Annotated in this window: 45 protein-coding genes and 2 pseudogenes; 40 read left to right on the top strand and 7 right to left on the bottom strand. The window is 51.0% G+C overall.

The genetic code is table 11. The annotated features are described in order from the left end of the window. The 3 genes and pseudogenes from tuf to bfr form a co-directional block, all read left to right on the top strand. Positions 1-399, top strand: a pseudogene (tuf, locus tag ACOTXT_RS19450) (elongation factor Tu); the annotation flags it as partial. A 179-nt stretch (positions 400-578) separates the two neighbouring features. Next, a complete protein-coding gene (gene bfd / locus ACOTXT_RS19445) occupies positions 579-773 on the top strand; it encodes a bacterioferritin-associated ferredoxin (RefSeq protein WP_008503493.1) in 195 nt (64 codons plus the stop codon). Positions 774-845: 72 nt separating this feature from the next. Beyond that, positions 846-1,322: a bacterioferritin gene (gene bfr, locus ACOTXT_RS19440; RefSeq protein ID WP_008503492.1), complete on the top strand. Its 477-nt coding sequence runs from the start codon at positions 846-848 to the stop codon at positions 1,320-1,322. Here bfr and ACOTXT_RS19435 read toward each other — a convergent pair. Continuing rightward, entirely contained in the window at positions 1,306-1,779 is a 474-nt protein-coding gene (locus ACOTXT_RS19435) for an A24 family peptidase (protein WP_333166255.1), read from the bottom strand. The genes bfr and ACOTXT_RS19435 overlap by 17 nt on opposite strands. Positions 1,780-2,159: 380 nt before the next feature. On the opposite strand from ACOTXT_RS19435, the gene rpsJ reads away from it, so the two are divergent. From rpsJ to ACOTXT_RS19280, 31 genes and pseudogenes are all read left to right on the top strand, one after another. After that, positions 2,160-2,471, top strand: coding sequence for a 30S ribosomal protein S10 (rpsJ, locus tag ACOTXT_RS19430; protein ID WP_001181005.1), 312 nt, complete (start codon positions 2,160-2,162; stop codon positions 2,469-2,471). 32 nt (positions 2,472-2,503) lie between these two features. Next, entirely contained in the window at positions 2,504-3,133 is a 630-nt protein-coding gene (gene rplC / locus ACOTXT_RS19425) for a 50S ribosomal protein L3 (RefSeq protein ID WP_003863274.1), read from the top strand. Between the two features lie 10 nt (positions 3,134-3,143). Next, positions 3,144-3,749 carry a 50S ribosomal protein L4 gene (gene rplD, locus ACOTXT_RS19420; protein ID WP_000424395.1) on the top strand — a complete coding sequence of 202 codons (606 nt, stop codon included), beginning with the start codon at positions 3,144-3,146 and terminating at the stop codon, positions 3,747-3,749. After that, complete coding sequence (gene rplW / locus ACOTXT_RS19415) at positions 3,746-4,048, top strand: 50S ribosomal protein L23 (RefSeq protein WP_000617546.1); 303 nt, start codon at positions 3,746-3,748, stop codon at positions 4,046-4,048. The genes rplD and rplW overlap by 4 nt, the downstream gene beginning before the upstream one ends. Positions 4,049-4,065: 17 nt before the next feature. Further along, positions 4,066-4,887, top strand: coding sequence for a 50S ribosomal protein L2 (rplB, locus tag ACOTXT_RS19410; protein ID WP_008457150.1), 822 nt, complete (start codon positions 4,066-4,068; stop codon positions 4,885-4,887). A 16-nt stretch (positions 4,888-4,903) separates the two neighbouring features. After that, on the top strand, positions 4,904-5,182 hold the full coding sequence (gene rpsS, locus ACOTXT_RS19405; protein WP_001138117.1) for a 30S ribosomal protein S19: 279 nt from the start codon (positions 4,904-4,906) through the stop codon (positions 5,180-5,182). A gap of 14 nt (positions 5,183-5,196) precedes the next feature. Beyond that, complete coding sequence (gene rplV / locus ACOTXT_RS19400) at positions 5,197-5,529, top strand: 50S ribosomal protein L22 (RefSeq protein WP_002919773.1); 333 nt, start codon at positions 5,197-5,199, stop codon at positions 5,527-5,529. Between the two features lie 17 nt (positions 5,530-5,546). Beyond that, complete coding sequence (gene rpsC / locus ACOTXT_RS19395; RefSeq protein WP_000529945.1) at positions 5,547-6,248, top strand: 30S ribosomal protein S3; 702 nt, start codon at positions 5,547-5,549, stop codon at positions 6,246-6,248. A 12-nt stretch (positions 6,249-6,260) separates the two neighbouring features. Then, complete coding sequence (gene rplP / locus ACOTXT_RS19390; RefSeq protein ID WP_002919759.1) at positions 6,261-6,671, top strand: 50S ribosomal protein L16; 411 nt, start codon at positions 6,261-6,263, stop codon at positions 6,669-6,671. Then, on the top strand, positions 6,671-6,862 hold the full coding sequence (rpmC, locus tag ACOTXT_RS19385) for a 50S ribosomal protein L29 (RefSeq protein ID WP_003863282.1): 192 nt from the start codon (positions 6,671-6,673) through the stop codon (positions 6,860-6,862). The genes rplP and rpmC overlap by 1 nt, the downstream gene beginning before the upstream one ends. After that, positions 6,862-7,116, top strand: coding sequence for a 30S ribosomal protein S17 (gene rpsQ, locus ACOTXT_RS19380; protein WP_008503489.1), 255 nt, complete (start codon positions 6,862-6,864; stop codon positions 7,114-7,116). The genes rpmC and rpsQ overlap by 1 nt, the downstream gene beginning before the upstream one ends. 166 nt (positions 7,117-7,282) lie before the next feature. Beyond that, complete coding sequence (gene rplN / locus ACOTXT_RS19375) at positions 7,283-7,654, top strand: 50S ribosomal protein L14 (RefSeq protein WP_002919748.1); 372 nt, start codon at positions 7,283-7,285, stop codon at positions 7,652-7,654. 10 nt (positions 7,655-7,664) lie between these two features. Next, positions 7,665-7,979, top strand: a complete 315-nt coding sequence (rplX, locus tag ACOTXT_RS19370; protein WP_003863287.1) for a 50S ribosomal protein L24 — start codon at positions 7,665-7,667, stop codon at positions 7,977-7,979. 14 nt (positions 7,980-7,993) lie between these two features. Further along, positions 7,994-8,533, top strand: a complete 540-nt coding sequence (rplE, locus tag ACOTXT_RS19365; protein WP_001096202.1) for a 50S ribosomal protein L5 — start codon at positions 7,994-7,996, stop codon at positions 8,531-8,533. Between the two features lie 14 nt (positions 8,534-8,547). Further along, a complete protein-coding gene (gene rpsN, locus ACOTXT_RS19360; RefSeq protein ID WP_003863291.1) occupies positions 8,548-8,853 on the top strand; it encodes a 30S ribosomal protein S14 in 306 nt (101 codons plus the stop codon). A 30-nt stretch (positions 8,854-8,883) separates the two neighbouring features. Next, entirely contained in the window at positions 8,884-9,276 is a 393-nt protein-coding gene (gene rpsH, locus ACOTXT_RS19355) for a 30S ribosomal protein S8 (RefSeq protein ID WP_006178918.1), read from the top strand. A gap of 12 nt (positions 9,277-9,288) precedes the next feature. Beyond that, positions 9,289-9,822, top strand: a complete 534-nt coding sequence (rplF, locus tag ACOTXT_RS19350; RefSeq protein WP_003863296.1) for a 50S ribosomal protein L6 — start codon at positions 9,289-9,291, stop codon at positions 9,820-9,822. A gap of 9 nt (positions 9,823-9,831) precedes the next feature. Beyond that, positions 9,832-10,185, top strand: a complete 354-nt coding sequence (gene rplR / locus ACOTXT_RS19345; RefSeq protein ID WP_003863297.1) for a 50S ribosomal protein L18 — start codon at positions 9,832-9,834, stop codon at positions 10,183-10,185. 14 nt (positions 10,186-10,199) lie between these two features. Next, positions 10,200-10,700, top strand: coding sequence for a 30S ribosomal protein S5 (gene rpsE / locus ACOTXT_RS19340; protein ID WP_003863299.1), 501 nt, complete (start codon positions 10,200-10,202; stop codon positions 10,698-10,700). A 6-nt stretch (positions 10,701-10,706) separates the two neighbouring features. Then, on the top strand, positions 10,707-10,886 hold the full coding sequence (rpmD, locus tag ACOTXT_RS19335; RefSeq protein ID WP_003863301.1) for a 50S ribosomal protein L30: 180 nt from the start codon (positions 10,707-10,709) through the stop codon (positions 10,884-10,886). 3 nt (positions 10,887-10,889) lie between these two features. After that, on the top strand, positions 10,890-11,324 hold the full coding sequence (gene rplO / locus ACOTXT_RS19330; RefSeq protein ID WP_003863304.1) for a 50S ribosomal protein L15: 435 nt from the start codon (positions 10,890-10,892) through the stop codon (positions 11,322-11,324). 7 nt (positions 11,325-11,331) lie between these two features. Continuing rightward, on the top strand, positions 11,332-12,663 hold the full coding sequence (gene secY, locus ACOTXT_RS19325; RefSeq protein ID WP_003863305.1) for a preprotein translocase subunit SecY: 1,332 nt from the start codon (positions 11,332-11,334) through the stop codon (positions 12,661-12,663). A gap of 31 nt (positions 12,664-12,694) precedes the next feature. After that, the gene (rpmJ, locus tag ACOTXT_RS19320; protein WP_000868187.1) at positions 12,695-12,811 is read left to right on the top strand and encodes a 50S ribosomal protein L36; all 117 of its coding nucleotides are present in this window, start codon (positions 12,695-12,697) and stop codon (positions 12,809-12,811) included. Positions 12,812-12,957: 146 nt separating this feature from the next. Beyond that, on the top strand, positions 12,958-13,314 hold the full coding sequence (gene rpsM / locus ACOTXT_RS19315) for a 30S ribosomal protein S13 (protein ID WP_008503488.1): 357 nt from the start codon (positions 12,958-12,960) through the stop codon (positions 13,312-13,314). A gap of 16 nt (positions 13,315-13,330) precedes the next feature. Next, complete coding sequence (gene rpsK, locus ACOTXT_RS19310) at positions 13,331-13,720, top strand: 30S ribosomal protein S11 (protein ID WP_003863312.1); 390 nt, start codon at positions 13,331-13,333, stop codon at positions 13,718-13,720. Between the two features lie 32 nt (positions 13,721-13,752). Then, entirely contained in the window at positions 13,753-14,373 is a 621-nt protein-coding gene (gene rpsD / locus ACOTXT_RS19305; protein WP_004868345.1) for a 30S ribosomal protein S4, read from the top strand. Positions 14,374-14,398: 25 nt separating this feature from the next. Next, entirely contained in the window at positions 14,399-15,388 is a 990-nt protein-coding gene (locus tag ACOTXT_RS19300; RefSeq protein WP_002919219.1) for a DNA-directed RNA polymerase subunit alpha, read from the top strand. A 40-nt stretch (positions 15,389-15,428) separates the two neighbouring features. After that, positions 15,429-15,812 (top strand): 50S ribosomal protein L17, encoded by a 384-nt coding sequence (gene rplQ, locus ACOTXT_RS19295; RefSeq protein WP_001216368.1) that lies wholly within the window; start codon positions 15,429-15,431, stop codon positions 15,810-15,812. Between the two features lie 107 nt (positions 15,813-15,919). Further along, positions 15,920-16,287, top strand: a pseudogene (locus ACOTXT_RS19290) (DUF1992 domain-containing protein). A 2-nt stretch (positions 16,288-16,289) separates the two neighbouring features. Further along, positions 16,290-16,715 (top strand): Zn(2+)-responsive transcriptional regulator, encoded by a 426-nt coding sequence (zntR, locus tag ACOTXT_RS19285; protein WP_021242972.1) that lies wholly within the window; start codon positions 16,290-16,292, stop codon positions 16,713-16,715. A gap of 57 nt (positions 16,716-16,772) precedes the next feature. Next, a complete protein-coding gene (locus ACOTXT_RS19280) occupies positions 16,773-16,988 on the top strand; it encodes an alternative ribosome-rescue factor A (RefSeq protein WP_021242973.1) in 216 nt (71 codons plus the stop codon). On the opposite strand, the gene mscL is transcribed toward ACOTXT_RS19280, so the two are convergent. The 5 genes from mscL to def all read right to left on the bottom strand — a co-directional run bounded on the left by mscL (position 16,989) and on the right by def (position 21,766). Continuing rightward, positions 16,989-17,399, bottom strand: coding sequence for a large-conductance mechanosensitive channel protein MscL (gene mscL, locus ACOTXT_RS19275; RefSeq protein WP_008503483.1), 411 nt, complete (start codon positions 17,397-17,399; stop codon positions 16,989-16,991). 146 nt (positions 17,400-17,545) lie between these two features. Next, positions 17,546-18,922, bottom strand: coding sequence for a Trk system potassium transporter TrkA (trkA, locus tag ACOTXT_RS19270; protein ID WP_008503482.1), 1,377 nt, complete (start codon positions 18,920-18,922; stop codon positions 17,546-17,548). Between the two features lie 22 nt (positions 18,923-18,944). Next, positions 18,945-20,231 carry a 16S rRNA (cytosine(967)-C(5))-methyltransferase RsmB gene (gene rsmB, locus ACOTXT_RS19265; RefSeq protein ID WP_333166251.1) on the bottom strand — a complete coding sequence of 429 codons (1,287 nt, stop codon included), beginning with the start codon at positions 20,229-20,231 and terminating at the stop codon, positions 18,945-18,947. A 52-nt stretch (positions 20,232-20,283) separates the two neighbouring features. Continuing rightward, a complete protein-coding gene (gene fmt / locus ACOTXT_RS19260) occupies positions 20,284-21,231 on the bottom strand; it encodes a methionyl-tRNA formyltransferase (protein WP_021242975.1) in 948 nt (315 codons plus the stop codon). Between the two features lie 25 nt (positions 21,232-21,256). Continuing rightward, complete coding sequence (gene def, locus ACOTXT_RS19255) at positions 21,257-21,766, bottom strand: peptide deformylase (protein WP_055321106.1); 510 nt, start codon at positions 21,764-21,766, stop codon at positions 21,257-21,259. A 127-nt stretch (positions 21,767-21,893) separates the two neighbouring features. Between def and dprA the strand changes: the two genes are divergently transcribed. The 6 genes from dprA to ACOTXT_RS19225 are packed head-to-tail and all read left to right on the top strand — an operon-like array spanning position 21,894 to position 25,677. Beyond that, complete coding sequence (gene dprA / locus ACOTXT_RS19250; protein ID WP_045354660.1) at positions 21,894-23,018, top strand: DNA-protecting protein DprA; 1,125 nt, start codon at positions 21,894-21,896, stop codon at positions 23,016-23,018. Further along, positions 22,990-23,463 (top strand): DUF494 family protein Smg, encoded by a 474-nt coding sequence (smg, locus tag ACOTXT_RS19245; protein WP_008503477.1) that lies wholly within the window; start codon positions 22,990-22,992, stop codon positions 23,461-23,463. Before dprA ends, smg begins: the two co-directional genes overlap by 29 nt. Positions 23,464-23,489: 26 nt before the next feature. Continuing rightward, entirely contained in the window at positions 23,490-24,044 is a 555-nt protein-coding gene (locus ACOTXT_RS19240) for a type I DNA topoisomerase (RefSeq protein WP_046092108.1), read from the top strand. After that, positions 24,037-24,609 (top strand): L-threonylcarbamoyladenylate synthase type 1 TsaC, encoded by a 573-nt coding sequence (gene tsaC / locus ACOTXT_RS19235; protein ID WP_008503475.1) that lies wholly within the window; start codon positions 24,037-24,039, stop codon positions 24,607-24,609. The genes ACOTXT_RS19240 and tsaC overlap by 8 nt, the downstream gene beginning before the upstream one ends. Before the next feature lie 4 nt (positions 24,610-24,613). After that, a complete protein-coding gene (gene aroE, locus ACOTXT_RS19230) occupies positions 24,614-25,432 on the top strand; it encodes a shikimate dehydrogenase (RefSeq protein WP_421625416.1) in 819 nt (272 codons plus the stop codon). Then, positions 25,429-25,677: a DUF1488 domain-containing protein gene (locus tag ACOTXT_RS19225; protein WP_008503473.1), complete on the top strand. Its 249-nt coding sequence runs from the start codon at positions 25,429-25,431 to the stop codon at positions 25,675-25,677. Before aroE ends, ACOTXT_RS19225 begins: the two co-directional genes overlap by 4 nt. On the opposite strand, the gene ACOTXT_RS19220 is transcribed toward ACOTXT_RS19225, so the two are convergent. Then, a complete protein-coding gene (locus ACOTXT_RS19220) occupies positions 25,653-26,207 on the bottom strand; it encodes a gamma carbonic anhydrase family protein (protein ID WP_055321104.1) in 555 nt (184 codons plus the stop codon). The two genes, ACOTXT_RS19225 and ACOTXT_RS19220, sit on opposite strands and share 25 nt — an antisense overlap. Positions 26,208-26,652: the final 445 nt, after the last annotated feature.

Below are 26,652 nucleotides of genomic sequence, written 5' to 3'. Positions count from 1 at the left end.
CGCAAACTGCTGGACGAAGGCCGTGCTGGTGAGAACGTTGGTGTTCTGCTGCGTGGTATCAAACGTGAAGAAATCGAACGTGGTCAGGTTCTGGCTAAGCCAGGCTCAATCAAGCCACACACCAAGTTCGAATCTGAAGTGTACATCCTGTCCAAAGACGAAGGCGGCCGTCATACTCCGTTCTTCAAAGGCTACCGTCCACAGTTCTACTTCCGTACTACTGACGTGACCGGTACCATCGAACTGCCAGAAGGCGTTGAGATGGTAATGCCAGGCGACAACATCAAGATGGTTGTGACGCTGATCCACCCAATCGCGATGGACGACGGTCTGCGTTTCGCAATCCGTGAAGGCGGCCGTACCGTTGGCGCGGGCGTTGTTGCTAAAGTTCTGGGCTAATTAATTATCCCCGAATAAAAAAAGGACGCTTCGGCGTCCTTTTTTGTTTTCTGCCGCTCAGGCGTTGTCACAAAATTTCGCATTTTTTGCCTGCTCCCGCCCCGCATTCTGGCGTTTGTGCTATTGTAATCATAACCATTCTCACTTACACTTTGCGCATAATTTGAACGGGAGTTTCTATGTACGTTTGTTTATGTAATGGTGTAAGCGACAAAAAAATACGTCAGGCCGTTCGCCAGTTTCAGCCCCAGTCATTCCAGCAGCTTCGCAAATTTGTTCCGGTGGGAAATCAATGCGGTAAATGTGTACGTGCTGCGCGAGAAATCATGCAGGACGAACTGATGCAGATCCCGGAATACAAAGAGATCGCCTAAGCGCCCATCTTTTTTTTGACATCCCTGTAGCCCGATCTACGCTTCAATGAGTGGAAGCGGAGGGACTATATAATGAAAGGTGATGTTAAAATCATAAGTTATCTCAATAAATTATTGGGAAATGAGCTTGTCGCAATCAACCAGTACTTTCTTCACGCGAGAATGTTCAAAAACTGGGGACTCAAACGTTTAAACGACGTTGAGTACCATGAATCTATCGATGAGATGAAACACGCTGATAAATACATCGAGCGTATTTTATTCCTTGAAGGCATTCCAAACCTGCAGGATCTCGGCAAGCTGGGCATCGGAGAAGATGTCGAAGAGATGCTGCGTTCCGACCTCAGGCTAGAACTTGAAGGTGCCAAAGATCTCCGTGAAGCCATTGCCTATGCTGACAGCGTACATGACTACGTCAGCCGAGATATGATGATTCAGATCCTGGCCGATGAAGAAGGGCATATTGACTGGCTGGAAACAGAGCTGGATCTCATTGCTAAAATCGGCCTGCAAAACTATCTTCAGTCACAGATTAAAGTGGAAGAATAACCAACGTCTTCCACCCTACGCATAAACCCGCTGCTGCCAGAAATGGCCCAAAAGGCAGCGGGTTTTTTATTGCCTTCTTATCAGGGCGGATTACCGAAAAAACAAGAATACAAAGAAGCGCCATCAGCGCCGCGAGCAACGCCAGCGCAGGCAGTAAGCACCAGCCATGCCATGCACCAAGCGCCGCCAGGTACTTCACGTCGCCATATCCCATCCCTTCACGCCGGCAGATAAACCAATAGCCCCAGTAAATAACGGCAAAGGCAATATATCCGGCCATCGCACCCGCCACCGCACTCGGCAGAAAATCAGGTTGGATACAGAGCTGGAAGAGCAGCCCCGCCCATAGCAGCGGGCAGAGAAATTTATCGGGAAGCAGACCGTAGCGAATATCGGCATGTACCAGTAAGGCAGTCAGTGAAAGATAGATCAGCAGAAAGGGGAGGGTGGTTAGCATGTAAAAGGCCTCAAACGGGTTTGAGCGCATAGTCGTTATAATCGGCCTGTCCGGCAATGCACAAAAAACGGAGATGCGTAGCGGCTCGAAACAAAGCATCGCCGCAGAATACATTGCATAAAACGTTGCGCGCTCTTACACACCCTGCGACATTGGCGCTTAATTTCTAAACGGCACTTGCGTCTTGCCCAGATTTACGTATAATGCGCGGGCTTGTCGTAATTGACGGCGGGTTCAATCAGAACCAGAGTAGCTCATTTTGTTACTCAACAATGCTCCCAATTGGGGAGCTACGTAAGAACGGTTACACTCTCCCATCAATCGTAATGGGTTTGAGGAGTAATCATTTTCGTTTATAAAATAATTGGAGCTCTGGTCTCATGCAGAACCAAAGAATCCGTATCCGCCTTAAAGCGTTTGATCATCGTCTGATCGATCAATCAACCGCGGAAATCGTCGAGACTGCTAAGCGCACTGGTGCGCAAGTCCGTGGTCCGATCCCGCTGCCGACCCGCAAAGAGCGCTTCACCGTTCTGATCTCTCCGCACGTTAACAAAGACGCGCGCGATCAGTACGAAATCCGCACTCACAAGCGTCTGGTTGACATCGTTGAGCCAACTGAGAAAACCGTTGATGCTCTGATGCGTCTGGATCTGGCTGCCGGTGTAGACGTGCAGATCAGCCTGGGTTAATCAGGTCATCGAGCGATTGAGAGGTTGAAACAATGATTGGTTTAGTCGGTAAAAAAGTGGGTATGACCCGCATCTTCACTGAAGATGGCGTTTCTATCCCAGTAACCGTAATCGAAGTTGAAGCAAACCGCGTTACTCAGGTTAAAGATCTGGCTAACGATGGCTACCGCGCTATTCAGGTTACCACTGGTGCTAAAAAAGCTAACCGTGTAACCAAACCAGAAGCGGGTCACTTCGCTAAAGCTGGCGTAGAAGCTGGCCGTGGTCTGTGGGAATTCCGTCTTGCTGAAGGCGAAGAGTTCACCGTAGGTCAGGACATTAGCGTTGAGCTGTTTGCTGACGTTAAAAAAGTTGACGTAACCGGTACCTCTAAAGGTAAAGGTTTTGCTGGTACCGTTAAGCGCTGGAACTTCCGTACCCAGGACGCTACCCACGGTAACTCCTTGTCTCACCGCGTTCCGGGTTCTATCGGTCAGAACCAGACTCCGGGCAAAGTGTTCAAAGGCAAGAAAATGGCAGGTCAGCTGGGTAACGAACGTGTAACCGTTCAGAGCCTGGACGTAGTACGTGTTGACGCTGAGCGCAACCTGCTGCTGGTTAAAGGTGCGGTCCCGGGTGCAACCGGTAGCGACCTGATCGTTAAACCAGCTGTGAAGGCGTAAGGGGATAGCAATGGAATTAGTATTGAAAGACGCGCAGAGCGCGCTGACTGTTTCCGAAACTACCTTCGGTCGTGATTTCAACGAAGCGCTGGTTCACCAGGTTGTTGTTGCTTATGCAGCTGGTGCTCGTCAGGGTACTCGTGCTCAGAAGACTCGTGCTGAAGTAACTGGTTCTGGCAAAAAGCCATGGCGCCAGAAAGGTACCGGCCGTGCGCGTTCAGGTTCTATCAAGAGCCCGATCTGGCGTTCAGGTGGCGTGACCTTCGCTGCGCGTCCACAGGACCACAGTCAAAAAGTTAACAAAAAGATGTACCGCGGCGCGCTGAAAAGCATCCTGTCCGAACTGGTACGTCAGGATCGTCTGATCGTTGTCGAGAAGTTCTCTGTTGAAGCGCCTAAAACTAAGCTGCTGGCACAGAAACTGAAAGACATGGCTCTGGAAGATGTGCTGATCATCACCGGTGAGCTGGACGAGAACCTGTTCCTGGCCGCACGTAACCTGCACAAGGTTGACGTACGCGATGCGACTGGTATCGACCCGGTTAGCCTGATCGCCTTCGACAAAGTCGTAATGACTGCTGATGCTGTTAAGCAAGTTGAGGAGATGCTGGCATGATTCGTGAAGAACGTCTGCTGAAGGTGCTTCGCGCACCGCACGTTTCTGAAAAAGCGTCTACTGCGATGGAAAAAACAAACACCATCGTTCTCAAAGTTGCTAAAGACGCGACCAAAGCAGAGATCAAAGCTGCTGTGCAGAAACTGTTTGAAGTCGAAGTCGAAGTCGTTAACACCCTGGTAGTTAAAGGGAAAGTTAAACGTCACGGACAGCGTATCGGTCGTCGTAGCGACTGGAAAAAAGCTTACGTCACCCTGAAAGAAGGCCAGAATCTGGACTTCGTTGGCGGCGCTGAGTAAGTCGGAGGAGTAATACAATGGCAGTTGTTAAATGTAAACCGACATCTCCGGGTCGTCGCCACGTAGTTAAAGTGGTTAACCCTGAGCTGCACAAGGGCAAACCTTTTGCTCCGTTGCTGGAAAAAAACAGCAAATCCGGTGGTCGTAACAACAATGGCCGTATCACCACTCGTCACATCGGTGGTGGCCACAAGCAGGCTTATCGTATTGTTGACTTCAAACGCAACAAAGACGGTATCCCAGCAGTTGTTGAACGTCTTGAGTACGATCCGAACCGTTCCGCGAACATCGCGCTGGTTCTGTACAAAGACGGCGAACGCCGTTACATCCTGGCCCCTAAAGGCCTGAAAGCTGGCGACCAGATTCAGTCTGGCGTTGATGCTGCAATCAAAGCAGGCAACACCCTGCCGATGCGCAATATCCCGGTTGGTTCTACCGTTCATAACGTAGAAATGAAACCAGGTAAAGGCGGTCAGCTGGCGCGTTCCGCGGGTACTTACGTTCAGATCGTTGCGCGTGATGGTGCTTATGTCACCCTGCGTCTGCGTTCTGGTGAAATGCGTAAAGTCGAAGCAGACTGCCGCGCTACTCTGGGCGAAGTTGGCAATGCTGAGCATATGCTGCGCGTTCTGGGTAAAGCAGGTGCTGCACGCTGGCGTGGTGTTCGTCCTACCGTTCGCGGTACTGCGATGAACCCAGTCGACCACCCACATGGTGGTGGTGAAGGTCGTAACTTTGGTAAGCACCCGGTATCTCCGTGGGGCGTTCAGACCAAAGGTAAGAAGACCCGCAGCAACAAGCGTACTGATAAATTTATCGTACGTCGCCGTAGCAAATAATTTTAGAGGATAAGCCATGCCACGTTCTCTCAAGAAAGGTCCTTTTATTGACCTGCACTTGCTGAAGAAGGTAGAGAAAGCGGTGGAAAGCGGAGACAAGAAGCCCCTGCGCACTTGGTCCCGTCGTTCAACGATCTTTCCTAACATGATCGGTTTGACCATCGCTGTCCATAATGGTCGTCAGCACGTTCCAGTCTTTGTTACCGACGAAATGGTTGGTCACAAACTGGGTGAATTCGCACCGACTCGTACTTATCGCGGCCACGCTGCTGATAAAAAAGCGAAGAAGAAATAAGGTAGGAGGAAGAGATGGAAACTTTAGCTCAACATCGCCATGCTCGTTCTTCTGCACAGAAGGTTCGCCTTGTTGCTGACCTGATTCGCGGTAAGAAAGTGTCGCAGGCCCTGGACATCCTGACCTATACCAACAAGAAAGCTGCGGTATTGGTCAAGAAAGTACTGGAATCTGCCATTGCTAACGCTGAACACAACGATGGCGCTGACATCGACGATCTGAAAGTCGCGAAAATTTTCGTAGATGAAGGCCCAAGCATGAAGCGCATTATGCCGCGTGCGAAAGGTCGTGCAGATCGCATCCTGAAGCGCACCAGCCACATTACTGTGGTTGTGTCCGATCGCTGAGACTCTGGAGACTAGCAATGGGTCAGAAAGTACATCCTAATGGTATTCGCCTGGGTATTGTAAAACCATGGAACTCTACCTGGTTTGCGAACACCAAAGAATTCGCTGACAACCTGGACAGCGATTTTAAAGTACGTCAGTACCTGACTAAGGAACTGGCTAAAGCGTCTGTATCTCGTATCGTTATCGAGCGTCCAGCGAAGAGCATCCGTGTGACTATTCACACTGCTCGTCCTGGCATCGTTATCGGTAAGAAAGGCGAAGACGTAGAAAAACTGCGCAAGGTCGTAGCGGATATCGCTGGCGTTCCTGCACAGATCAATATCGCTGAAGTTCGTAAGCCTGAACTGGACGCTAAATTGGTTGCTGACAGCATCACTTCTCAGCTGGAACGTCGTGTTATGTTCCGTCGTGCTATGAAGCGTGCTGTACAGAACGCAATGCGTCTGGGCGCTAAAGGTATCAAAGTTGAAGTTAGCGGCCGTCTGGGCGGCGCGGAAATCGCACGTACCGAATGGTACCGTGAAGGTCGCGTACCGCTGCACACTCTGCGTGCTGACATCGACTACAACACCTCTGAAGCGCACACCACTTACGGTGTAATCGGCGTTAAGGTATGGATCTTCAAAGGTGAGATCCTGGGTGGTATGGCTGCTGTTGAACAACCGGAAAAACCGGCTGCTCAACCTAAAAAGCAGCAGCGTAAAGGCCGTAAATAAGGAGCGTCGCTGATGTTACAACCAAAGCGTACAAAATTCCGTAAAGTGCACAAAGGCCGCAACCGTGGTCTGGCGCAGGGTACGGATGTTAGCTTCGGCACTTTCGGTCTGAAAGCTGTTGGCCGTGGTCGTCTGACTGCACGTCAGATCGAAGCAGCACGTCGTGCAATGACCCGTGCAGTTAAGCGTCAAGGTAAGATCTGGATCCGTGTATTCCCGGACAAACCGATCACCGAGAAGCCGCTGGAAGTTCGTATGGGTAAAGGTAAAGGTAACGTGGAGTACTGGGTTGCCTTGATCCAACCGGGCAAAGTCCTGTATGAAATGGACGGTGTTCCGGAAGAGCTGGCCCGTGAAGCCTTCGGCCTGGCAGCAGCGAAACTGCCTATCAAAACCACCTTTGTAACTAAGACGGTGATGTAATGAAAGCAAAAGAGCTGCGTGAAAAAAGCGTTGAAGAGCTGAACGCTGAGCTGCTGAACCTGCTGCGTGAGCAGTTCAACCTGCGTATGCAGGCTGCAAGTGGCCAGCTGCAACAGACTCACCTGCTGAAGCAAGTGCGTCGCAATGTTGCACGCGTTAAGACTTTACTGACTCAGAAGGCGGGTGCGTAATGACCGATAAAATCCGTACTCTGCAAGGTCGTGTTGTTAGCGACAAAATGGAGAAATCCATTGTTGTAGCTATCGAACGTATTGTGAAACACCCGATCTACGGTAAATTCATCAAGCGTACGACCAAACTGCACGTACATGACGAGAACAACGAATGTGGTATCGGCGACAAGGTTGAAATCCGTGAATGCCGTCCACTGTCCAAGACTAAGTCCTGGACGCTGGTTCGCGTTGTAGAGAAAGCGGTTCTGTAATACAGTACGCCTTCTCAATACGAATAAACGGCTCAGCGATGAGCCGTTTATTTTTTCTACCCATATTGCAGAAGCGGTGTTATAATGCCGCGCCCTCGATATGGGGCTTTTTAACGGCTCTGATTTTAGAGTCTCAGGTAGTAGTTGACATTAGCGGAGCACTAAAATGATCCAAGAACAGACTATGCTGAACGTCGCCGACAACTCCGGTGCACGTCGCGTAATGTGTATCAAGGTTCTGGGTGGCTCGCACCGTCGCTACGCAGGCGTAGGCGACATCATCAAGATCACCATCAAAGAAGCAATTCCACGTGGTAAGGTCAAAAAAGGTGATGTGCTGAAGGCGGTAGTGGTGCGCACCAAGAAGGGTGTTCGTCGCCCTGACGGTTCTGTCATTCGCTTCGATGGTAATGCATGCGTTATTTTAAACAATAACAGCGAGCAGCCTATCGGCACGCGTATCTTTGGGCCGGTAACTCGTGAACTTCGTACTGAGAAGTTCATGAAAATTATCTCTCTGGCACCAGAAGTACTCTAAGGAGCGAATCATGGCAGCGAAAATTCGTCGTGATGACGAAGTTATCGTGTTAACCGGTAAAGATAAAGGTAAACGCGGTAAAGTAAAAAATGTTCTGTCTTCCGGCAAACTTGTCGTTGAAGGTATCAACCTGGTTAAGAAACATCAGAAGCCGGTTCCGGCCCTGAACCAACCAGGTGGCATCGTTGAAAAAGAAGCTGCTATTCAGGTTTCTAACGTTGCAATCTTCAATGCGGCTACCGGCAAGGCTGACCGTGTAGGCTTTAGATTCGAAGACGGTAAAAAAGTCCGTTTCTTCAAGTCTAACAGCGAAACTATCAAGTAATTTGGAGTAGTACGATGGCGAAACTGCATGATTACTACAAAGACGAAGTAGTTAAGAAACTCATGACCGAGTTTAACTACAATTCTGTCATGCAAGTCCCTCGGGTCGAGAAGATCACCCTGAACATGGGTGTTGGTGAAGCGATCGCTGACAAGAAACTGCTGGATAACGCAGCAGCTGACCTGACAGCAATCTCCGGTCAAAAACCGCTGATCACCAAAGCACGCAAATCTGTTGCAGGCTTCAAAATCCGTCAGGGCTATCCGATCGGCTGTAAAGTAACTCTGCGTGGCGAACGCATGTGGGAGTTCTTTGAGCGCCTGATCACTATTGCTGTTCCACGTATCCGTGACTTCCGTGGCTTGTCCGCTAAGTCTTTCGACGGTCGTGGTAACTACAGCATGGGTGTCCGTGAGCAGATCATCTTCCCAGAAATCGACTACGATAAAGTCGACCGCGTGCGTGGTTTGGATATTACCATTACCACTACTGCGAAATCTGACGAAGAAGGCCGTGCTCTGCTGGCTGCCTTTGACTTCCCGTTCCGCAAGTAAGGTAGGGTTACTGAATGGCTAAGCAATCAATGAAAGCACGCGAAGTAAAGCGCGTAGCTTTAGCTGATAAATTCTTCGCTAAACGCGCTGAACTGAAAGCGATCATTTCTGATGTGAACGCTTCCGACGAAGATCGTTGGAATGCGGTTCTCAAGCTGCAGTCTCTGCCGCGTGATTCCAGCCCGTCTCGTCAGCGTAACCGCTGTCGTCAAACAGGTCGTCCACATGGTTATGTGGGCAAGTTTGGGTTGAGCCGTATCAAACTGCGTGAAGCCGCCATGCGCGGTGAAGTGCCAGGCTTGAAAAAGGCTAGCTGGTAATTACCAATTGAATCACGGGAGTAAAGACAGATGAGCATGCAAGATCCGATCGCGGATATGCTGACCCGTATCCGTAACGGTCAGGCCGCGAACAAAGTTGCGGTCACCATGCCTTCCGCCAAGCTGAAAGTGGCAATTGCCAACGTGCTGAAGGAAGAAGGTTTTATCGAAGATTTTAAAGTTGAAGGCGACACCAAGCCGGAACTGGAACTTACTCTCAAGTATTTCCAGGGTAAAGCTGTTGTAGAAAGCATTCAGCGTGTCAGCCGCCCAGGCCTGCGCATCTATAAGAAAAAAGATGAGCTGCCAAAAGTTATGGCTGGTCTTGGTATCGCAGTTGTTTCTACCTCTAAAGGTGTTATGACTGATCGTGCAGCGCGCCAGGCTGGTCTTGGTGGCGAAATTATCTGCTACGTAGCCTAATCGGAGGAAAGAATGTCTCGTGTTGCTAAAGCACCGGTCGTTATTCCTGCCGGCGTTGATGTAAAAATCGACGGTCAGGTTATTACGATCAAAGGTAAAAACGGCGAGCTGACTCGTACCCTCAACAAAGCTGTTGAAGTTAAACATGCAGATAACGCTCTGACCTTCGGTCCACGTGATGGTTTCGTGGATGGTTGGGCTCAGGCTGGTACCGCGCGTGCCCTGCTGAACTCAATGGTTGTTGGTGTTACCGAAGGCTTCACTAAAAAGCTTCAGCTGGTTGGTGTAGGTTATCGTGCAGCTATCAAAGGGAATGCAGTAGGCCTGTCTCTGGGCTTCTCACACCCTGTTGAGCATCCGCTGCCGGCCGGTATCACTGCAGAATGCCCGACTCAGACTGAAATCGTGCTGAAAGGCGCTGATAAACAGCTGATCGGTCAGGTTGCAGCAGATCTGCGCGCCTACCGTCGTCCTGAGCCTTACAAAGGCAAGGGTGTTCGTTACGCCGACGAAGTCGTGCGTACCAAAGAGGCTAAGAAGAAGTAAGGTAACACTATGGATAAGAAATCTGCTCGTATCCGTCGTGCGACCCGCGCACGCCGCAAGCTCAAAGAGCTGGGTGCAACTCGCCTGGTGGTACATCGTACCCCGCGTCATATTTACGCTCAGGTAATTGCACCGAACGGTTCTGAAGTTCTGGTAGCTGCTTCTACTGTAGAAAAAGCTATCTCAGAACAATTGAAGTACACCGGTAACAAAGACGCCGCTGCAGCTGTAGGTAAAGCTGTTGCTGAACGCGCTCTGGAAAAAGGCATCAGCAATGTTTCCTTTGACCGTTCCGGGTTCCAATATCATGGTCGTGTCCAGGCACTGGCAGATGCTGCCCGTGAAGCTGGCCTTCAGTTCTAAGGTAGAGGTGTAAGATGGCTCACATCGAAAAACAGGCTGGCGAACTGCAGGAAAAGCTGATCGCGGTAAACCGCGTATCTAAAACCGTTAAAGGTGGTCGTATTTTCTCCTTCACAGCTCTGACTGTAGTAGGCGATGGTAACGGTCGCGTTGGTTTTGGTTACGGTAAAGCGCGTGAAGTTCCAGCAGCGATCCAGAAAGCGATGGAAAAAGCCCGTCGCAACATGATTAACGTCGCGCTGAACAACGGCACCCTGCAGCACCCAGTTAAAGGTGTTCACACGGGTTCTCGTGTATTCATGCAGCCAGCTTCAGAAGGTACCGGTATCATCGCCGGTGGTGCAATGCGCGCCGTTCTGGAAGTTGCTGGGGTTCATAACGTTCTGGCTAAAGCATATGGTTCCACCAACCCGATCAACGTGGTTCGTGCAACTATTGATGGCCTGGAAAATATGAATTCTCCAGAAATGGTCGCTGCCAAGCGTGGTAAATCCGTTGAAGAAATTCTGGGGTAATTGACCATGGCAAAGACTATTAAAATCACTCAAACCCGCAGTGCAATCGGTCGTCTGCCGAAACACAAGGCAACGCTGCTTGGCCTGGGTCTGCGTCGTATTGGTCATACCGTTGAGCGCGAGGATACTCCTGCTGTTCGTGGTATGGTCAACGCGGTTTACTTCATGGTTAAAGTTGAGGAGTAAGAGATGCGTTTAAATACTCTGTCTCCGGCCGAAGGCTCTAAAAAGGCGGGTAAACGCCTGGGTCGTGGTATCGGTTCTGGCCTCGGCAAAACCGGTGGTCGTGGTCACAAAGGTCAGAACTCTCGTTCTGGCGGTGGCGTACGTCGCGGTTTCGAGGGTGGCCAGATGCCACTGTACCGTCGTCTGCCGAAGTTCGGCTTCACCTCTCGCAAAGCAGCGATCACAGCGGAAATCCGTCTGTCTGACCTGGCGAAAGTTGAAGGCGGCGTTGTAGACCTGAACACGCTGAAAGCAGCAAACATTATCGGTATCCAGATCGAGTTCGCGAAAGTGATCCTGGCTGGTGAAGTTTCTACTCCGGTAACTGTTCGTGGCCTGCGTGTTACTAAAGGTGCTCGTGCTGCTATCGAAGCTGCTGGCGGTAAAATTGAGGAATAAGTAGCAGATGGCTAAGCAACCGGGATTAGATTTTCAAAGTGCCAAAGGTGGATTTGGCGAGCTGAAACGCAGACTGCTGTTTGTTATCGGCGCGCTGATTGTGTTCCGTATTGGCTCTTTTATTCCGATCCCTGGTATCGATGCCGCTGTACTTGCCAAACTGCTTGAGCAACAGCGAGGCACCATCATTGAAATGTTCAACATGTTCTCTGGTGGTGCTCTCAGCCGTGCTTCTATCTTCGCACTGGGTATTATGCCGTACATTTCGGCATCGATTATTATCCAGCTGCTGACGGTCGTTCATCCGGCCCTGGCAGAGTTGAAGAAAGAAGGGGAGTCTGGACGTCGTAAGATTAGTCAGTACACCCGTTACGGTACTCTGGTGCTGGCAATATTCCAGTCGATCGGTATTGCTACCGGTCTTCCGAATATGCCTGGTATGCAGGGCCTGGTGTTAAACCCGGGCTTTGCATTTTACTTCACCGCTGTTGTAAGTCTGGTCACAGGGACAATGTTCCTGATGTGGCTCGGCGAACAGATTACTGAGCGCGGTATCGGTAACGGTATCTCAATCATTATCTTCGCCGGTATTGTTGCGGGCCTCCCGCCAGCCATCGCCCACACTATCGAGCAAGCGCGTCAAGGCGACCTGCACTTCCTCCTGTTGCTGTTGGTTGCAGTATTAGTATTTGCAGTGACGTTCTTTGTTGTCTTCGTTGAACGTGGTCAACGCCGCATTGTGGTGAACTACGCTAAGCGTCAGCAAGGTCGTCGTGTCTATGCTGCACAGAGCACACATTTACCGCTGAAAGTGAACATGGCGGGGGTTATCCCGGCTATCTTCGCTTCCAGTATTATTCTGTTCCCGGCAACCATCGCGTCATGGTTCGGGGGCGGTACTGGTTGGAACTGGCTGACAACAATTTCGCTGTATTTGCAGCCTGGGCAACCACTTTATGTGTTACTCTATGCGTCTGCGATCATCTTCTTCTGTTTCTTCTACACGGCGTTGGTCTTCAACCCGCGTGAAACAGCAGATAACCTGAAGAAGTCCGGTGCATTTGTACCAGGAATTCGTCCGGGAGAGCAAACGGCGAAGTATATCGATAAAGTAATGACCCGCCTGACTTTGGTTGGTGCGCTCTATATTACTTTTATCTGCCTGATCCCGGAGTTCATGCGTGATGCAATGAAAGTACCGTTCTACTTCGGTGGGACCTCACTGCTTATCGTTGTTGTCGTGATTATGGACTTTATGGCTCAAGTGCAAACTCTGATGATGTCCAGTCAGTATGAGTCTGCATTGAAGAAGGCGAACCTGAAAGGCTACGGCCGCTAATTGGTCGCCTGAGAAGTTACGGAGAGTAAAAATGAAAGTTCGTGCTTCCGTCAAGAAATTATGCCGTAACTGCAAAATCGTTAAGCGTGATGGTGTCATCCGTGTGATTTGCAGTGCCGAGCCGAAGCATAAACAGCGCCAAGGCTGATTATTTCGCATATTTTTCTTGCAAAGTTGGGTTGAGCTGGCTAGATTAGCCAGCCAATCTTTTGTATGTCTGTACGTTTCCATTTGAGTATCCTGAAAACGGGCTTTTCAGCATGGTGCGTACATATTAAATAGTAGGAGTGCATAGTGGCCCGTATAGCAGGCATTAACATTCCTGATCAGAAACATGCTGTGATCGCATTAACTTCGATCTACGGCATCGGCAAGACCCGTTCTAAGGCCATTCTGGCTGCAGCGGGTATCGCTGAAGATGTTAAGATCAGTGAGCTGTCTGAAGAACAAATCGACACGCTGCGTGACGAAGTTGCCAAATTTGTCGTTGAAGGTGATCTGCGCCGTGAAATCAGCATGAGCATCAAGCGCCTGATGGATCTTGGTTGCTATCGCGGTTTGCGTCATCGTCGTGGTCTGCCAGTGCGCGGTCAGCGTACTAAGACCAACGCACGTACCCGTAAGGGTCCGCGCAAACCGATCAAGAAATAATCGGGGTGATTGAATAATGGCAAAGGCACCAGTTCGTGCACGTAAACGTGTAAGAAAACAAGTCTCTGACGGCGTGGCTCATATCCATGCTTCTTTCAACAACACCATCGTTACTATTACTGATCGTCAGGGTAACGCATTGGGTTGGGCAACAGCCGGTGGTTCCGGTTTCCGTGGTTCTCGCAAATCCACTCCGTTCGCAGCTCAGGTTGCAGCAGAGCGTTGCGCAGAAGCCGTAAAAGAATACGGCATCAAGAATCTGGAAGTTATGGTTAAAGGTCCGGGTCCGGGTCGTGAATCTACTGTTCGCGCTCTGAACGCCGCTGGTTTCCGCATCACTAATATTACTGATGTGACTCCGATCCCTCATAACGGTTGTCGTCCGCCGAAAAAACGTCGCGTATAACGCTCGTTTTTTAGGTTAGTTGGAGATAGAAAATGGCAAGATATTTGGGTCCTAAGCTCAAGCTGAGCCGTCGTGAGGGCACCGACTTATTCCTTAAGTCTGGCGTTCGCGCGATCGATACCAAGTGTAAAATTGAACAAGCTCCTGGCCAGCACGGTGCGCGTAAACCGCGTCTGTCTGACTATGGTGTGCAGTTGCGTGAAAAGCAAAAAGTTCGCCGTATGTACGGTGTGCTGGAGCGTCAGTTCCGTAACTACTATAAAGAAGCAGCACGTCTGAAAGGCAACACAGGTGAAAACCTGCTGGCTCTGCTGGAAGGTCGTCTGGACAACGTTGTATACCGTATGGGCTTCGGCGCTACTCGTGCTGAATCACGTCAGCTGGTTAGCCACAAAGCAATCATGGTAAACGGTCGTGTTGTTAACATCGCTTCTTATCAGGTTAAAGCGAATGACGTTGTTAGCATTCGTGAGAAAGCGAAAAAGCAATCTCGCGTGAAGGCCGCTCTGGAGCTGGCTGAGCAGCGTGAAAAGCCAACCTGGCTGGAAGTTGATGCTGGCAAGATGGAAGGTACGTTCAAGCGTCAGCCAGAACGTTCTGATCTGTCTGCGGACATTAACGAACACCTGATCGTCGAGCTTTACTCCAAGTAAAGCTTAGTACCAAAGAGAGGACACAATGCAGGGTTCTGTGACAGAGTTTCTAAAACCGCGCCTGGTAGATATCGAGCAAGTGAGTTCGACGCACGCCAAGGTGACCCTTGAGCCTTTAGAGCGTGGCTTTGGCCATACTCTGGGTAACGCACTGCGCCGTATTCTGCTCTCATCGATGCCGGGTTGCGCGGTGACCGAGGTTGAGATTGATGGTGTACTTCATGAGTACAGCACCAAAGAAGGCGTTCAGGAAGATATCCTTGAAATCCTGCTCAACCTGAAAGGGCTGGCGGTGAGAGTTCAGGGTAAAGATGAAGTTATTCTTACTCTGAATAAATCTGGCATTGGCCCTGTGACTGCAGCCGACATCACCCACGACGGTGATGTTGAAATCGTCAAGCCGCAGCACGTGATCTGCCACCTGACCGATGAGAACGCAGCTATTAGCATGCGTATCAAAGTTCAGCGCGGTCGTGGTTATGTGCCGGCTTCTGCCCGAATTCATTCGGAAGAAGATGAGCGCCCAATCGGCCGTCTGCTGGTCGACGCATGCTACAGCCCTGTAGAGCGTATTGCCTACAATGTTGAAGCAGCGCGTGTAGAACAGCGTACCGACCTGGACAAGCTGGTCATCGAAATGGAAACCAACGGCACAATCGATCCTGAAGAGGCGATTCGTCGTGCGGCAACCATCCTGGCAGAACAACTGGAAGCTTTCGTTGACTTACGTGATGTTCGTCAGCCGGAAGTGAAAGAAGAGAAACCAGAATTCGATCCGATCCTGCTGCGCCCTGTTGACGATCTCGAATTGACTGTCCGCTCTGCTAACTGCCTCAAGGCAGAAGCTATCCACTATATCGGTGATCTGGTACAGCGTACCGAGGTTGAGTTGCTGAAAACGCCGAACCTGGGTAAAAAATCTCTTACCGAGATTAAAGACGTGCTGGCTTCACGTGGTCTGTCTCTGGGCATGCGCCTGGAAAACTGGCCACCGGCAAGCATTGCTGACGAGTAACCGGATCACAGGTTAAGGTTTTACTGAGAAGGATAAGGTCATGCGCCATCGTAAGAGTGGTCGTCAACTGAACCGCAACAGCAGCCATCGCCAGGCTATGTTCCGCAACATGGCAGGTTCACTGGTTCGTCATGAGATCATCAAGACGACCCTGCCTAAAGCGAAAGAGCTGCGTCGCGTAGTTGAGCCGCTGATTACTCTTGCCAAGACTGACAGCGTTGCTAATCGTCGTCTGGCATTCGCCCGTACTCGTGATAACGAGATCGTGGCAAAACTGTTTAACGAACTGGGCCCGCGTTTCGCGAGCCGTGCCGGTGGTTACACTCGCATTCTGAAGTGTGGCTTCCGTGCAGGCGACAATGCGCCGATGGCTTACATCGAGCTGGTTGATCGTTCAGAGAAAGCAGAAGCTGCTGCAGAGTAATCTGCAGTAACGTAAAAAAACCCGCTCCGGCGGGTTTTTTTATATCCGCGATATCCCCACTTCTCTACAATATCTGTATCAATTCTGTTCATCCTCTGGAGCGGGTAATGTGGCTGCTTGACCAGTGGGCAGAACGCCATATTCGTGATGCCCAAAAAAAAGTGAATTCGACGATCTTCCGGGACGCGGCGAACCCCTTATGCTTGACGATGACTCGCATATTGCGCCTGAATTACGCGCGGGATACCGTTTACTAAAGAATGCAGGCTGTCTCCCTCCTGAGCTCGAACAGCGCAGAGAGGCTGTTGAACTTGTCGATCTGCTAAAAGGGATCCGTCAGGACGATCCGCGACATTCTGAACTTAGCCGCCGTCTCGCCGTGCTTGAACTTAAACTGCGTCAGGCAGGAATGAACACTGATTTTCTGCACGGTGAATACGGTGAACGCTTGTTGCGGAAAATAAACGAGGAGTAGTTATGTACCGTATCGGTGAACTTGCGAAGCTCGCGAACGTCACACCGGATACCATCCGATATTACGAAAAGCAGCAGATGATCGATCATGAAGTTCGTACTGAAGGTGGCTTCCGACTTTATACCGATAACGATCTGCAGCGCCTGCGGTTTATTCGTTATGCGCGCCAGCTCGGTTTCACATTAGACTCGATCCGCGAGTTATTATCGATCCGCATCGATCCGGCACATCACACCTGTCAGGAGTCAAAAAGCATTGTGCAGGCCCGGTTGGATGAAGTTGAAGCACGCATTCAGGAATTGCAAACCATGCAGCGCTCTCTGCAAAGGCTGAATGATGCTTGTTGTGGCACGGCCCACAGCAGTATTTATTGTTCCATTCTGGAAGCCCTTGAACAGGGGGCCAGTGGGGAAACCGAGGACTGTTGATTTTTAGTCCAACCGGGTCTAGACTCCCGTCGACATAAACCATGCTCAGGAGAATTTATGAGCCGCTATCAGCACACGAAAGGGCAGATTAAAGACAATGCCATTGAGGCACTACTTCATGACCCGCTATTCAGACAGCGCGTTGAGAAGAATAAAAAAGGGAAAGGAAGTTATCTGCGTAAAGGCAAGCATGCAAAACGGGGTAACTGGGAGGCCAGTGGCAAACAAGCGAATCGCTTATTTACCACTGGCCTTCCTGCTTTAAGCTTCTGATTAAACGCGCTTGTTCTGCTCTTTTAACAGATCGCGAATCTCACTCAGCAGCACTTCTTCTTTTGTCGGTGCAGGCGCTGCTGCCGGCTCTTCTTTTTTACGGTTGAGTTTATTGATCAGCTTGATAGCCATAAAAATGGCAAACGCCACAATCACGAAATCAAATACGTTCTGAATAAATACGCCGTAGTGCATCACGACTGCCGGCACATCACCCTGTGCTTCACGCAGCGTGAAAGCGAACTGTTTGAAATCAATGCCCCCGATCAGCAACCCTAAAGGTGGCATGATAATGTCGGCCACTAATGATGAAACAATCTTGCCGAATGCTGCACCAATAATGACACCCACTGCCAAATCCACCACGTTTCCGCGCATCGCAAATTCGCGAAATTCTTTAATAAAACTCATTTTGTTCTCCTTGTGCCAGCTGACGACTATAAGTTTAACAAATGATTAGCTAATTGCCATTCGTGATAATTAAACGTTATGCAAAATAAAAGGCACAGAAATGAGAAGGATAAAGAGCGGGTACCCCATTGAGAGCACCCGACACATTAAAGGAAGAATGGACTTGGCTGGAATAAACGTTCGACGTCGGTAATAAACTTTTTATCGGTAAGGAACATAATAACGTGATCGCCTTGCTCAATGCGCAAATTATCATTGGCAATCATGACATCATTCCCGCGCACGACAGCACCAATAATGGTGCCCGGTGGCAGCTTAATTTCGTCTATCGAACGGCCCACGACGCGTGATGTTGTTTCATCTCCGTGCGCTACGGCTTCAATGGCTTCCGCCACCCCGCGACGAAGCGATGATACCCCAACAATATCCGCTTTACGCACATGGCTCAGTAGCGCGGAAATTGTCGCCTGCTGCGGCGAAATGGCAATATCAATGACGCTGCCCTGAACCAGATCAACATAGGCTTTGCGCTGGATAAGCACCATGACCTTCTTTGCCCCCATACGTTTCGCGAGCATGGCAGACATTATATTCGCCTCGTCGTCGTTGGTGACGGCAATAAAAAGATCAACTTGATCAATATGCTCTTCAGCCAGCAACTCCTGATCTGACGCATCGCCATAAAATACGATCGTATTTTGCAGTTTTTCCGCCAGTTCAGCCGCTCGCTGCTGATCGCGTTCGATCAATTTTACGCTGTAATCTTTTTCCAGCCGGTGTGCCAGACCGGCACCAATATTGCCGCCGCCGACCAGCATAATGCGTTTATAGGGTTTTTCGAGACGCTGAAGTTCACTCATCACCGCACGAATATGCTGTGAAGCCGCAATAAAAAAGACTTCGTCCCCGGCTTCGACAATCGTAGAGCCCTGCGGGCGGATAGGTCTGTCGTGGCGGAAAATAGCGGCGACGCGCGTATCAATATGCGGCATATGCTCGCGCATGGTGGACAACGCGTTGCCAATCAACGGGCCGCCGTAATAGGCCTTAACGACGGCCAGGCTCACTTTACCTTCGGCAAAGTTCACCACCTGCAGGGCGCCCGGATATTCGATCAGACGGTAGATATTGTCGATCACCAGCTGTTCTGGCGCGATAAGATGGTCAATAGGAACTGCTTCTGAATTAAACAGTTTCTCAGCATCGCGGACATAGTCCGGAGAGCGGATGCGCGCGATTCGGTTTGGCGTGTTAAAAAGCGAGTAGGCCACCTGACAGGCCACCATATTGGTTTCGTCAGAACTGGTCACCGCAACCAGCATGTCGGCATCGTCAGCACCCGCCTCACGAAGAACGCGCGGGTGCGAACCATGACCCTGCACAACGCGCAGGTCAAATTTGTCCTGTAAAACACGCAGGCGATCGCCGTTGGTATCCACGATGGTGATATCGTTGTTTTCGCCAACCAGATTTTCCGCCAGCGTTCCACCAACCTGTCCTGCGCCCAGAATGATAATCTTCATCTCTCGTGACCTGTTCTCAACATCACTCTTTGATTAGCTTAGCGTAAAAGAAGCCATCACCTTCTTCTGCACCCGGCAGATTCTGCTGACCCGGGCATTCAAGCGTTCCCGTATCGTGCAGCGCCGCGTCCGGGGTTCGTTTAAGGAAGGCCGCGATTTGCTGACTGTTTTCTTCCGGCAGTACTGAACAGGTTGCATAGACCAGCGTGCCGCCGGGTTTGAGATGCGGCCAGATGGCGTCAAGGATGTCGGATTGCAGTTGGGCAAGCTCACTAATATCACGATCGCGACGCAGCCACTTGATATCCGGATGACGACGAATCACGCCAGTTGCAGAGCAGGGGGCATCCAGCAAAATGCGATCGAATTGTGCTTCGCCACACCATTCTGCGGGTTTGCGTCCATCGCCTTGCTTAACCTGTGCCTTCATGCCCAGGCGCTTGAGGTTGTCGTAGACGCGTGAAAGACGTTGCTCATCAACGTCCACTGCCATCACGCTGGCCTGCGGAGCCACTTCAAGAATATGCGTCGTTTTGCCCCCTGGTGCGGCGCAGAGATCGAGGATCTGCTCACCGTTTTGGGGTTCAAGCCAGGCCATGCAACCCTGAGCAGAAGCATCTTGTACCGTTACCCAACCCTCTTCAAAGCCGGGTAATGCATGTACCGGTGCAGGCGATGCTAAGCGCACGGCATCAGGATATGCGTCATGGGTGAAGCCGCTCATTCCAGCTTCTTCGAGTAATGCCAGCCATGCGTCACGGGTGTGGTGATTACGATTCACGCGTAACCACATTGGCGGACGCTGGTTGTTGGCATCGGCAATGTCCTGCCACTGCTGCGGATAAGCTTTTTTCAGGCGCTTCAACAGCCAGTCCGGATGCAGGAAGCGCGCTTCGTTTTGGGCAAATTCAGCCAGAAGCTCATCCTGCTGTCGCTGGAACTGACGCAATACGCCGTTGATCAGCCCTTTCAGCTGAGGACGTTTAATCGCAACGGCACCTTCCACCGTCTCTGCCAGCGCGGCATGAGGTGGGATGCGGGTATGAAGAAGCTGATAAAAACCCACCATAATTAAATAATGTACGGTGCGCTGCTTGCCCGTCATTGGGCGGGACATCAGCTTGTTAATCAACCACTCAAGCTGAGAGAGTGTGCGCAGGACGCCAAAGCAGAGCTCCTGAAGCAGGGCTTTATCTTTATCAGAGACTTTTTGCTGCAGGGGAGGCAGGACGTTGCTGAGTGACTGGCCCTGCTCGATAACCTGCTCGACGGCCTGGGCCGCCATACTGCGTAGATTTTGTTTTTTCATAACCGTAAAAATAAAAATGCCCGGAAACACCGGGCCTTAAGAATAAATTTGCTCAGGCAAGGCGATTGCCAGGGATAAACCATTCGCGACGGGAATTTAGTAGATCCTGAGCACTCATGGCTTTCTTACCGGCCGGTTGGAGCGATTCAAGATTCAAAATCCCTTGCGCAGTCGCCACCTGGATGCCGTTCTTGCTGGCATCAATAATCGTACCGGGTTCCACCGTAGTCGCACCGCTAATGACGGAGGCTTTCCAGACTTTTACTGGCTGCCCATCAATTTCCAACCAGCTCATCGGCCACGGATTAAAAGCGCGAATGCAACGTTCAAGTTGAGCGGCTGACAGGGACCAGTCGATCCGCGCTTCTTCTTTGCTCAGCTTTTCGGCGTAGGTTACCAGCGCGTCGTCCTGAACTTCTGGTTTTGCCGTATTGTCAGCAAGCTGCTGAAGCGTCTCGATGAGCCCTTGTGGACCAAGCTCTGCCAGTTTGTCATACAGCGTGGCGCTGGTATCGTCTGACGTAATGGGGCAGGCCAGTTTATAGAGCATGTCACCGGTGTCTAAACCTACGTCCATCTTCATGATGGTAACGCCCGTTTCGGCATCACCCGCCCACAGCGCGCGCTGGATAGGTGCTGCACCACGCCAGCGTGGGAGCAGGGACCCATGAACGTTGATGCAACCCAGGCGCGGCATATCGAGCACGGCTTTTGGCAAAATTAAACCGTAAGCCACCACCACCATTACGTCGGCATTCAGGTCAGCAACCAGCTGCTGATTTTCCTGCGGGCGCAGCGATGCGGGCTGGAAAACAGGAAGCCCATGCTCTTCTGCCAGCACCTTGACCGGGCTCGGCATCAGTTTTTTGCCGCGACCAGCAGGACGGTCCGGTTGGGTAAAGACGCCAACAATCTGGTGACCAGACGATAACAGCGCGTCAAGATGACGCGCTGCAAAATCAGGGGTTCCCGCGAAGATAATACGTAGTGATTTAGACACGATGATCCTTGTATCCGGTGGGACGTTATGCGCGAGAACGCAAACGATCCAGTTTCTCTACTTTCTGACGAATACGCTGCTGTTTCAGCGGCGAGAGATAATCGATAAACAGTTTACCGACCAGGTGATCCATCTCATGCTGAATACAAATCGCCAGCAGGTCATCTGCCTCCAGTTCGAACGGATTACCGTCACGATCCAGAGCGCGAATTTTCACTTTCTCAGCACGCGGCACTAACGCACGCTGTTCTGGAATAGACAGACAGCCTTCCTCAATACCGGTTTCGCCACTCTTTTCAAGCAGCTCTGGGTTGATCAGCACCAGACGGCCATCGCGATTCTCAGAAACGTCGATCACGATAATACGCTTGTGAATGTCCACCTGCGTTGCCGCCAGGCCAATGCCTTCTTCGGCGTACATGGTATCGAACATATCATCAACGATATGCTGGATTTCTGCATTCACTTCTTTAACCGGTTCAGCGACGATGCGAAGGCGCTCGTCCGGAATATGTAATACTTGCAAAACTGCCATAAATTTCCAGAGTCGTGTTCAGGAGTTGATAAGAATACACCCTCTATTCTAGACAAATCCCCCATCGATTGACAGCATCAGTGACCAATCGCAATGATTGCGGAGACCGCTTATGGCAGGGGAAAGGATGACATCTACCGAGATTTGGCTACGGCTCATGCACACAGGTTCTTTGTGTGGTGATGTCATGGTGGAAGCGGCTGCACGACTGCAGAGGCAGGAAGGCATCGACACGCTTGTCTTACGAAATGCTGGGCTGACAGCAAAGCAGGCTGAACGGTTCGTTGCGCTCAATGAGAGTGAGCTGGAACGTAGCCTGATATGGCTTGAGCAGCCGGGTCATCATCTATTAACGGCCAACCATCCCCTTTATCCCCCTTTGCTCCGCACGATCCCTGATTATCCCGGAGCATTATTCATAAAAGGTAACCCTGAGGCGCTTAATACCGTTCAGCTGGCGGTGGTAGGCAGTCGTGCGCCGTCATGGTACGGCGAGCGGTGGGGGAAAATCCTGTGCGAACAACTTTCACAAAGTGGTTTCACGATCACCAGCGGGCTGGCCTGTGGTATTGACGGCGTTGCCCACAGCGCGGCGCTGTCAGTAAAAGGACGAAGTGTCGCGGTGCTGGGAAACGGTCTTTTTAGTATTTATCCACGTCGGCATCAGGCATTGGCGATGCGGCTTATTGAGTCTGACGGCGCGATAGTGTCTGAGTTTCCGCTTTCCGCGCAGCCCCGACCGGCAAACTTTCCGCGTCGTAATCGCATCATCAGCGGCCTTAGCAAAGGCGTGCTGGTCGTTGAAGCCGCGCGGCGAAGCGGTTCGCTGGTCACGGCACGGTGCGCGCTCGAACAGGGGCGAGAAGTCTTCGCCTTGCCCGGCCCGATAGGTAATCCCGGATGCGAGGGACCGCACTGGCTGATTAAGCAGGGGGCAACACCGGTAACGGAAGTCGCGGACATTCTTGAAAATTTGCAATATGGGCTGCAATGGCTGCAGGAAGATCCCGAAAAGCGACAATATTCATCAGATCAGGGAAAGGTGGCATTGCCATTTCCCAAGCTCCTGGCTAACGTAGGAGATGAGGTAACACCTGTTGACGTTGTCGCTGAACGTGCCGGCCAACCTGTGCCAGTAACGGTAGCACAGCTACTCGAACTGGAGTTAGCAGGGTGGATCGCAGCTGTACCCGGCGGCTATGTCCGATTAAGGAGGGCATGCCATGTTCGACGTACTGATGTATTTGTTTGAGACTTACATCCATAACGAAGCAGAAATGCGAGTGGATCAGGACAAGTTGACACAGGATCTTACCGATGCGGGATTTGAGCGGGAAGATATCTACAATGCGTTGATGTGGCTGGAAAAACTGGCTGATTATCAGGAAGGCCTTGCCGAACCGATGCAGCTTGCTTCTGACCCATTGTCAGTACGCATTTATACCGCTGAAGAGTGTGAACGGCTGGACGCCAGCTGCCGGGGATTCATTTTATTCCTTGAGCAGATTCAGGTGCTAAACCTCGAAACGAGAGAAATGGTGATAGAGCGCGTCATGGCGCTGGATACCGCAGAATTTGAACTGGAAGATCTCAAATGGGTGATCCTGATGGTTCTGTTTAATATCCCGGGCTGTGAAAATGCCTATCAGCAAATGGAAGAATTACTCTTTGAAGTGAATGAAGGTATGCTGCACTAATTCAATGTGCAGCACCAAGAGTTGTTATGGCCAAATCAGCACTATTCACGGTGCATAAAAACGAGCCCTGCCCGCAGTGCGGGGCTGAACTTGTTATTCGGTCCGGGAAACACGGCCCGTTTCTCGGTTGTTCTCACTATCCGGAATGCGATTATGTTCGTCCTCTGAAAAGCCAGGCGGATGGACATATCGTTAAAATTCTGGAGGGACAGCTTTGCCCTCTCTGCGGTGGCGAACTCGCGCTACGTCAGGGACGTTTCGGTATGTTTATTGGATGTAGCCGCTACCCGGAATGTGAACATACGGAACAAATTGATAAGCCTGATGAAACGGCAATCTCATGCCCTCAGTGTCAGCGAGGTCAGCTGGTACAGCGCCGCTCCCGTTATGGTAAGACTTTCCATTCGTGCGATCGCTACCCTGACTGCCAGTTCGTTATCAATTTTAAGCCGGTAGCGGGAATCTGCCCTCATTGCAATTATCCGCTACTGATAGAGAAGAAAACCGCGCAAGGCATGAAACGCTTCTGCGCCAGTAAACAATGTGGAAAGCCGGTTACGGCGGATCAAAATAGTGAATAATAACCTGCCATCAGGCTCCATTGCGCATGCCGTGGACGTACTGAAAAATGAAGAAGTCATCGCCTATCCAACTGAAGCTGTTTTTGGGGTCGGTTGCGATCCTGACAGCGAAACGGCGGTGAGCCGTCTGCTTACTCTGAAACAAAGACCCGTCGAGAAAGGGCTGATTTTGATCGCTGCGAATTACGAGCAGCTTAAACCCTATATTGATGATTCTATGCTGACACCGGCACAGCGCGAGACAATCTTCTCCGCATGGCCTGGACCAGTAACCTTCGTCTTCCCGGCTCAGCCTACAACGCCGCGCTGGTTAACCGGGCGCTTTGACTCCCTTGCCGTTCGCGTCACTGACCATCCGCTGGTGGTGGAGCTGTGCCTGGCATTTGGTAAACCACTGGTCTCAACCAGCGCCAACCTGACCGGGCAGCCGCCTTGTCGGACAACTGAAGAAGTGCTGGCGCAGTTCGGGAATGACTTCCCTGTCGCTGTTGGTGAAACGGGAGGGCGCCTGAATCCGTCTGAGATTCGCGACGCTTTGACCGGCGAACGTTTTCGCCAGGGGTAATCTCATGGAAACCTATGCTGTTTTTGGTAATCCGATTGCACACAGCAAGTCACCGTGGATTCATCAGCAATTCGCGGAGCAGCTGCAGATAGATCATCCCTATGGGCGCGTACTGGCGCCAGTGGATGCCTTTATCCCAACGCTGGAGGCCTTTTTCGCAGCGGGGGGTAAAGGCGCAAATGTGACGGTCCCGTTTAAAGAAGAAGCATTCGAACGTGCAGATGAGCTGTCCGAGCGCGCTTCACTTGCAGGGGCAGTCAATACTCTAAAATGGCTTGAGGATGGACGCCTTCTGGGTGACAACACCGACGGGATTGGTTTACTTAGCGATCTGGAAAGACTCTCCTTTATCAAACCCGGATTCCGGGTTCTGCTGATTGGCGCGGGTGGTGCATCGAGGGGCGTTCTGTTGCCTCTGCTTTCCCTGGACTGTTCAGTGACCATTACTAACAGAACCTTTTCCCGGGCAGAAGCGCTGGCGGCGTTGTTTGCGCATACCGGCAGCGTGAGCGCGGTAGCGCTTGACGATCTTGCTGAACATGAGTTCGATCTTGTCATTAATGCCACATCCAGCGGCATCAGTGGCGAGATCCCGGCGATCCCCGCTTCGTTGGTCAGTGCGCATATGTACTTCTATGACATGTTCTATCAGAAAGGTAAGACGCCTTTCCTGAACTGGTGTGAACAACACGGCGCGAAACAGTTAGCCGATGGGCTGGGAATGCTGGTGGGGCAGGCTGCGCATGCTGTACTGCTCTGGCACGGGGTGCTGCCTTCAGTCGAGCCAGTCATTGAAAAGCTAAAGCAGGAGCTTTCGGCGTGAATCAGGCTATTCATTTCCCGGACAGAGAGAGCTGGGATGAGCATAAGCAAGCGGTCTGTTTTCCGGTGCTGGTGCAGGGTATGCAGCTTACCTGTGCCATCCACGGGGAAACGCTATTGCATCGTTTTGGCGGCACAGACCCGATAGCCGTATTTTGTGAAAACCGCTGGGATCTCGAAGAGGAAGCCAGCGATTTAATCCGCGAACAGCAGGAAGACGATCAGGGCTGGGTTTGGCTATCCTGATCCAAATAATCATTCTTCCATTTTACGTAGTTGTTTGCCGAGTATTTTAATCCTTCGATCTCCGCCTCCTTCAGGGGGCGGATCTGTTTTATCGGGCTTCCCAGATAGAGATAGCCGCTCTCCAGCCGTTTGTTCTGCGGGACCAGGCTACCGGCGCCAATCATCACGTCATCTTCTACTATGACGCCATCCAGTAAAATCGACCCCATGCCAACAAGTACGCGATTTCCGACAGTGCAGCCGTGAAGCATGACTTTATGGCCGACGGTGACATCTTCTCCAATAATGAGGGGATTGCCTTCCGGGTTATAGGACGATTTGTGCGTGACGTGCAGAACGCTACCGTCCTGAATATTGGTTCGCGCGCCAATAGACACATAGTTAACGTCTCCCCTGATGGCAACGAGTGGCCAGATACTAACGTCATCGGCCAGTCGGACATCACCAATGACCACACTACTGGCGTCGATCATCACGCGATCGCCTTGTTTGGGGAACAGATCTTTATAAGGACGTAATACTGCAGACATAACTACCTCTGAGAATGAGCGCTATACAGAAGACTTTGATCGTATTCGTCGATCGAGGCAAGGCAAAATACGTCAATATTTAAGCAGATCGGGCGGGATTTCAGCGAAAAGCGCGGAAAATCAGCAGTCGAAAAAAAAGATCTAAAAAATACTTGTGCTAAAAATTGGGATCCCTATAATGCGCCTCCATCGGCACGGCGGATGTGAATCTCTTCACAAACAGCCCGGTCGGTTGAAGAGAAAAAATCCTGAAATAACGGGTTGACTCTGAAAGAGGAAAGCGTAATATACGCCACCTCGCAACGGTGAGCGAAAGCCGCGTTGCACTGCTCTTTAACAATTTATCAGACAATCTGTGTGGGCACTCAAAGTGACATGGATTCTTAACGTCCTCGGACGAAAAATGAATACCAAGTCTCTGAGTGAACATGCGTAATTCATTACG

The sequence above is a fragment of the Enterobacter cloacae complex sp. IR5422 genome, assembly GCF_049238165.1.
GTDB classification, from domain to species: Bacteria; Pseudomonadota; Gammaproteobacteria; order Enterobacterales; family Enterobacteriaceae; genus Enterobacter; species Enterobacter roggenkampii.
Note: the sequence above shows the minus strand (reverse complement) of the source record. Positions and strands in the feature narration are given on the sequence as shown.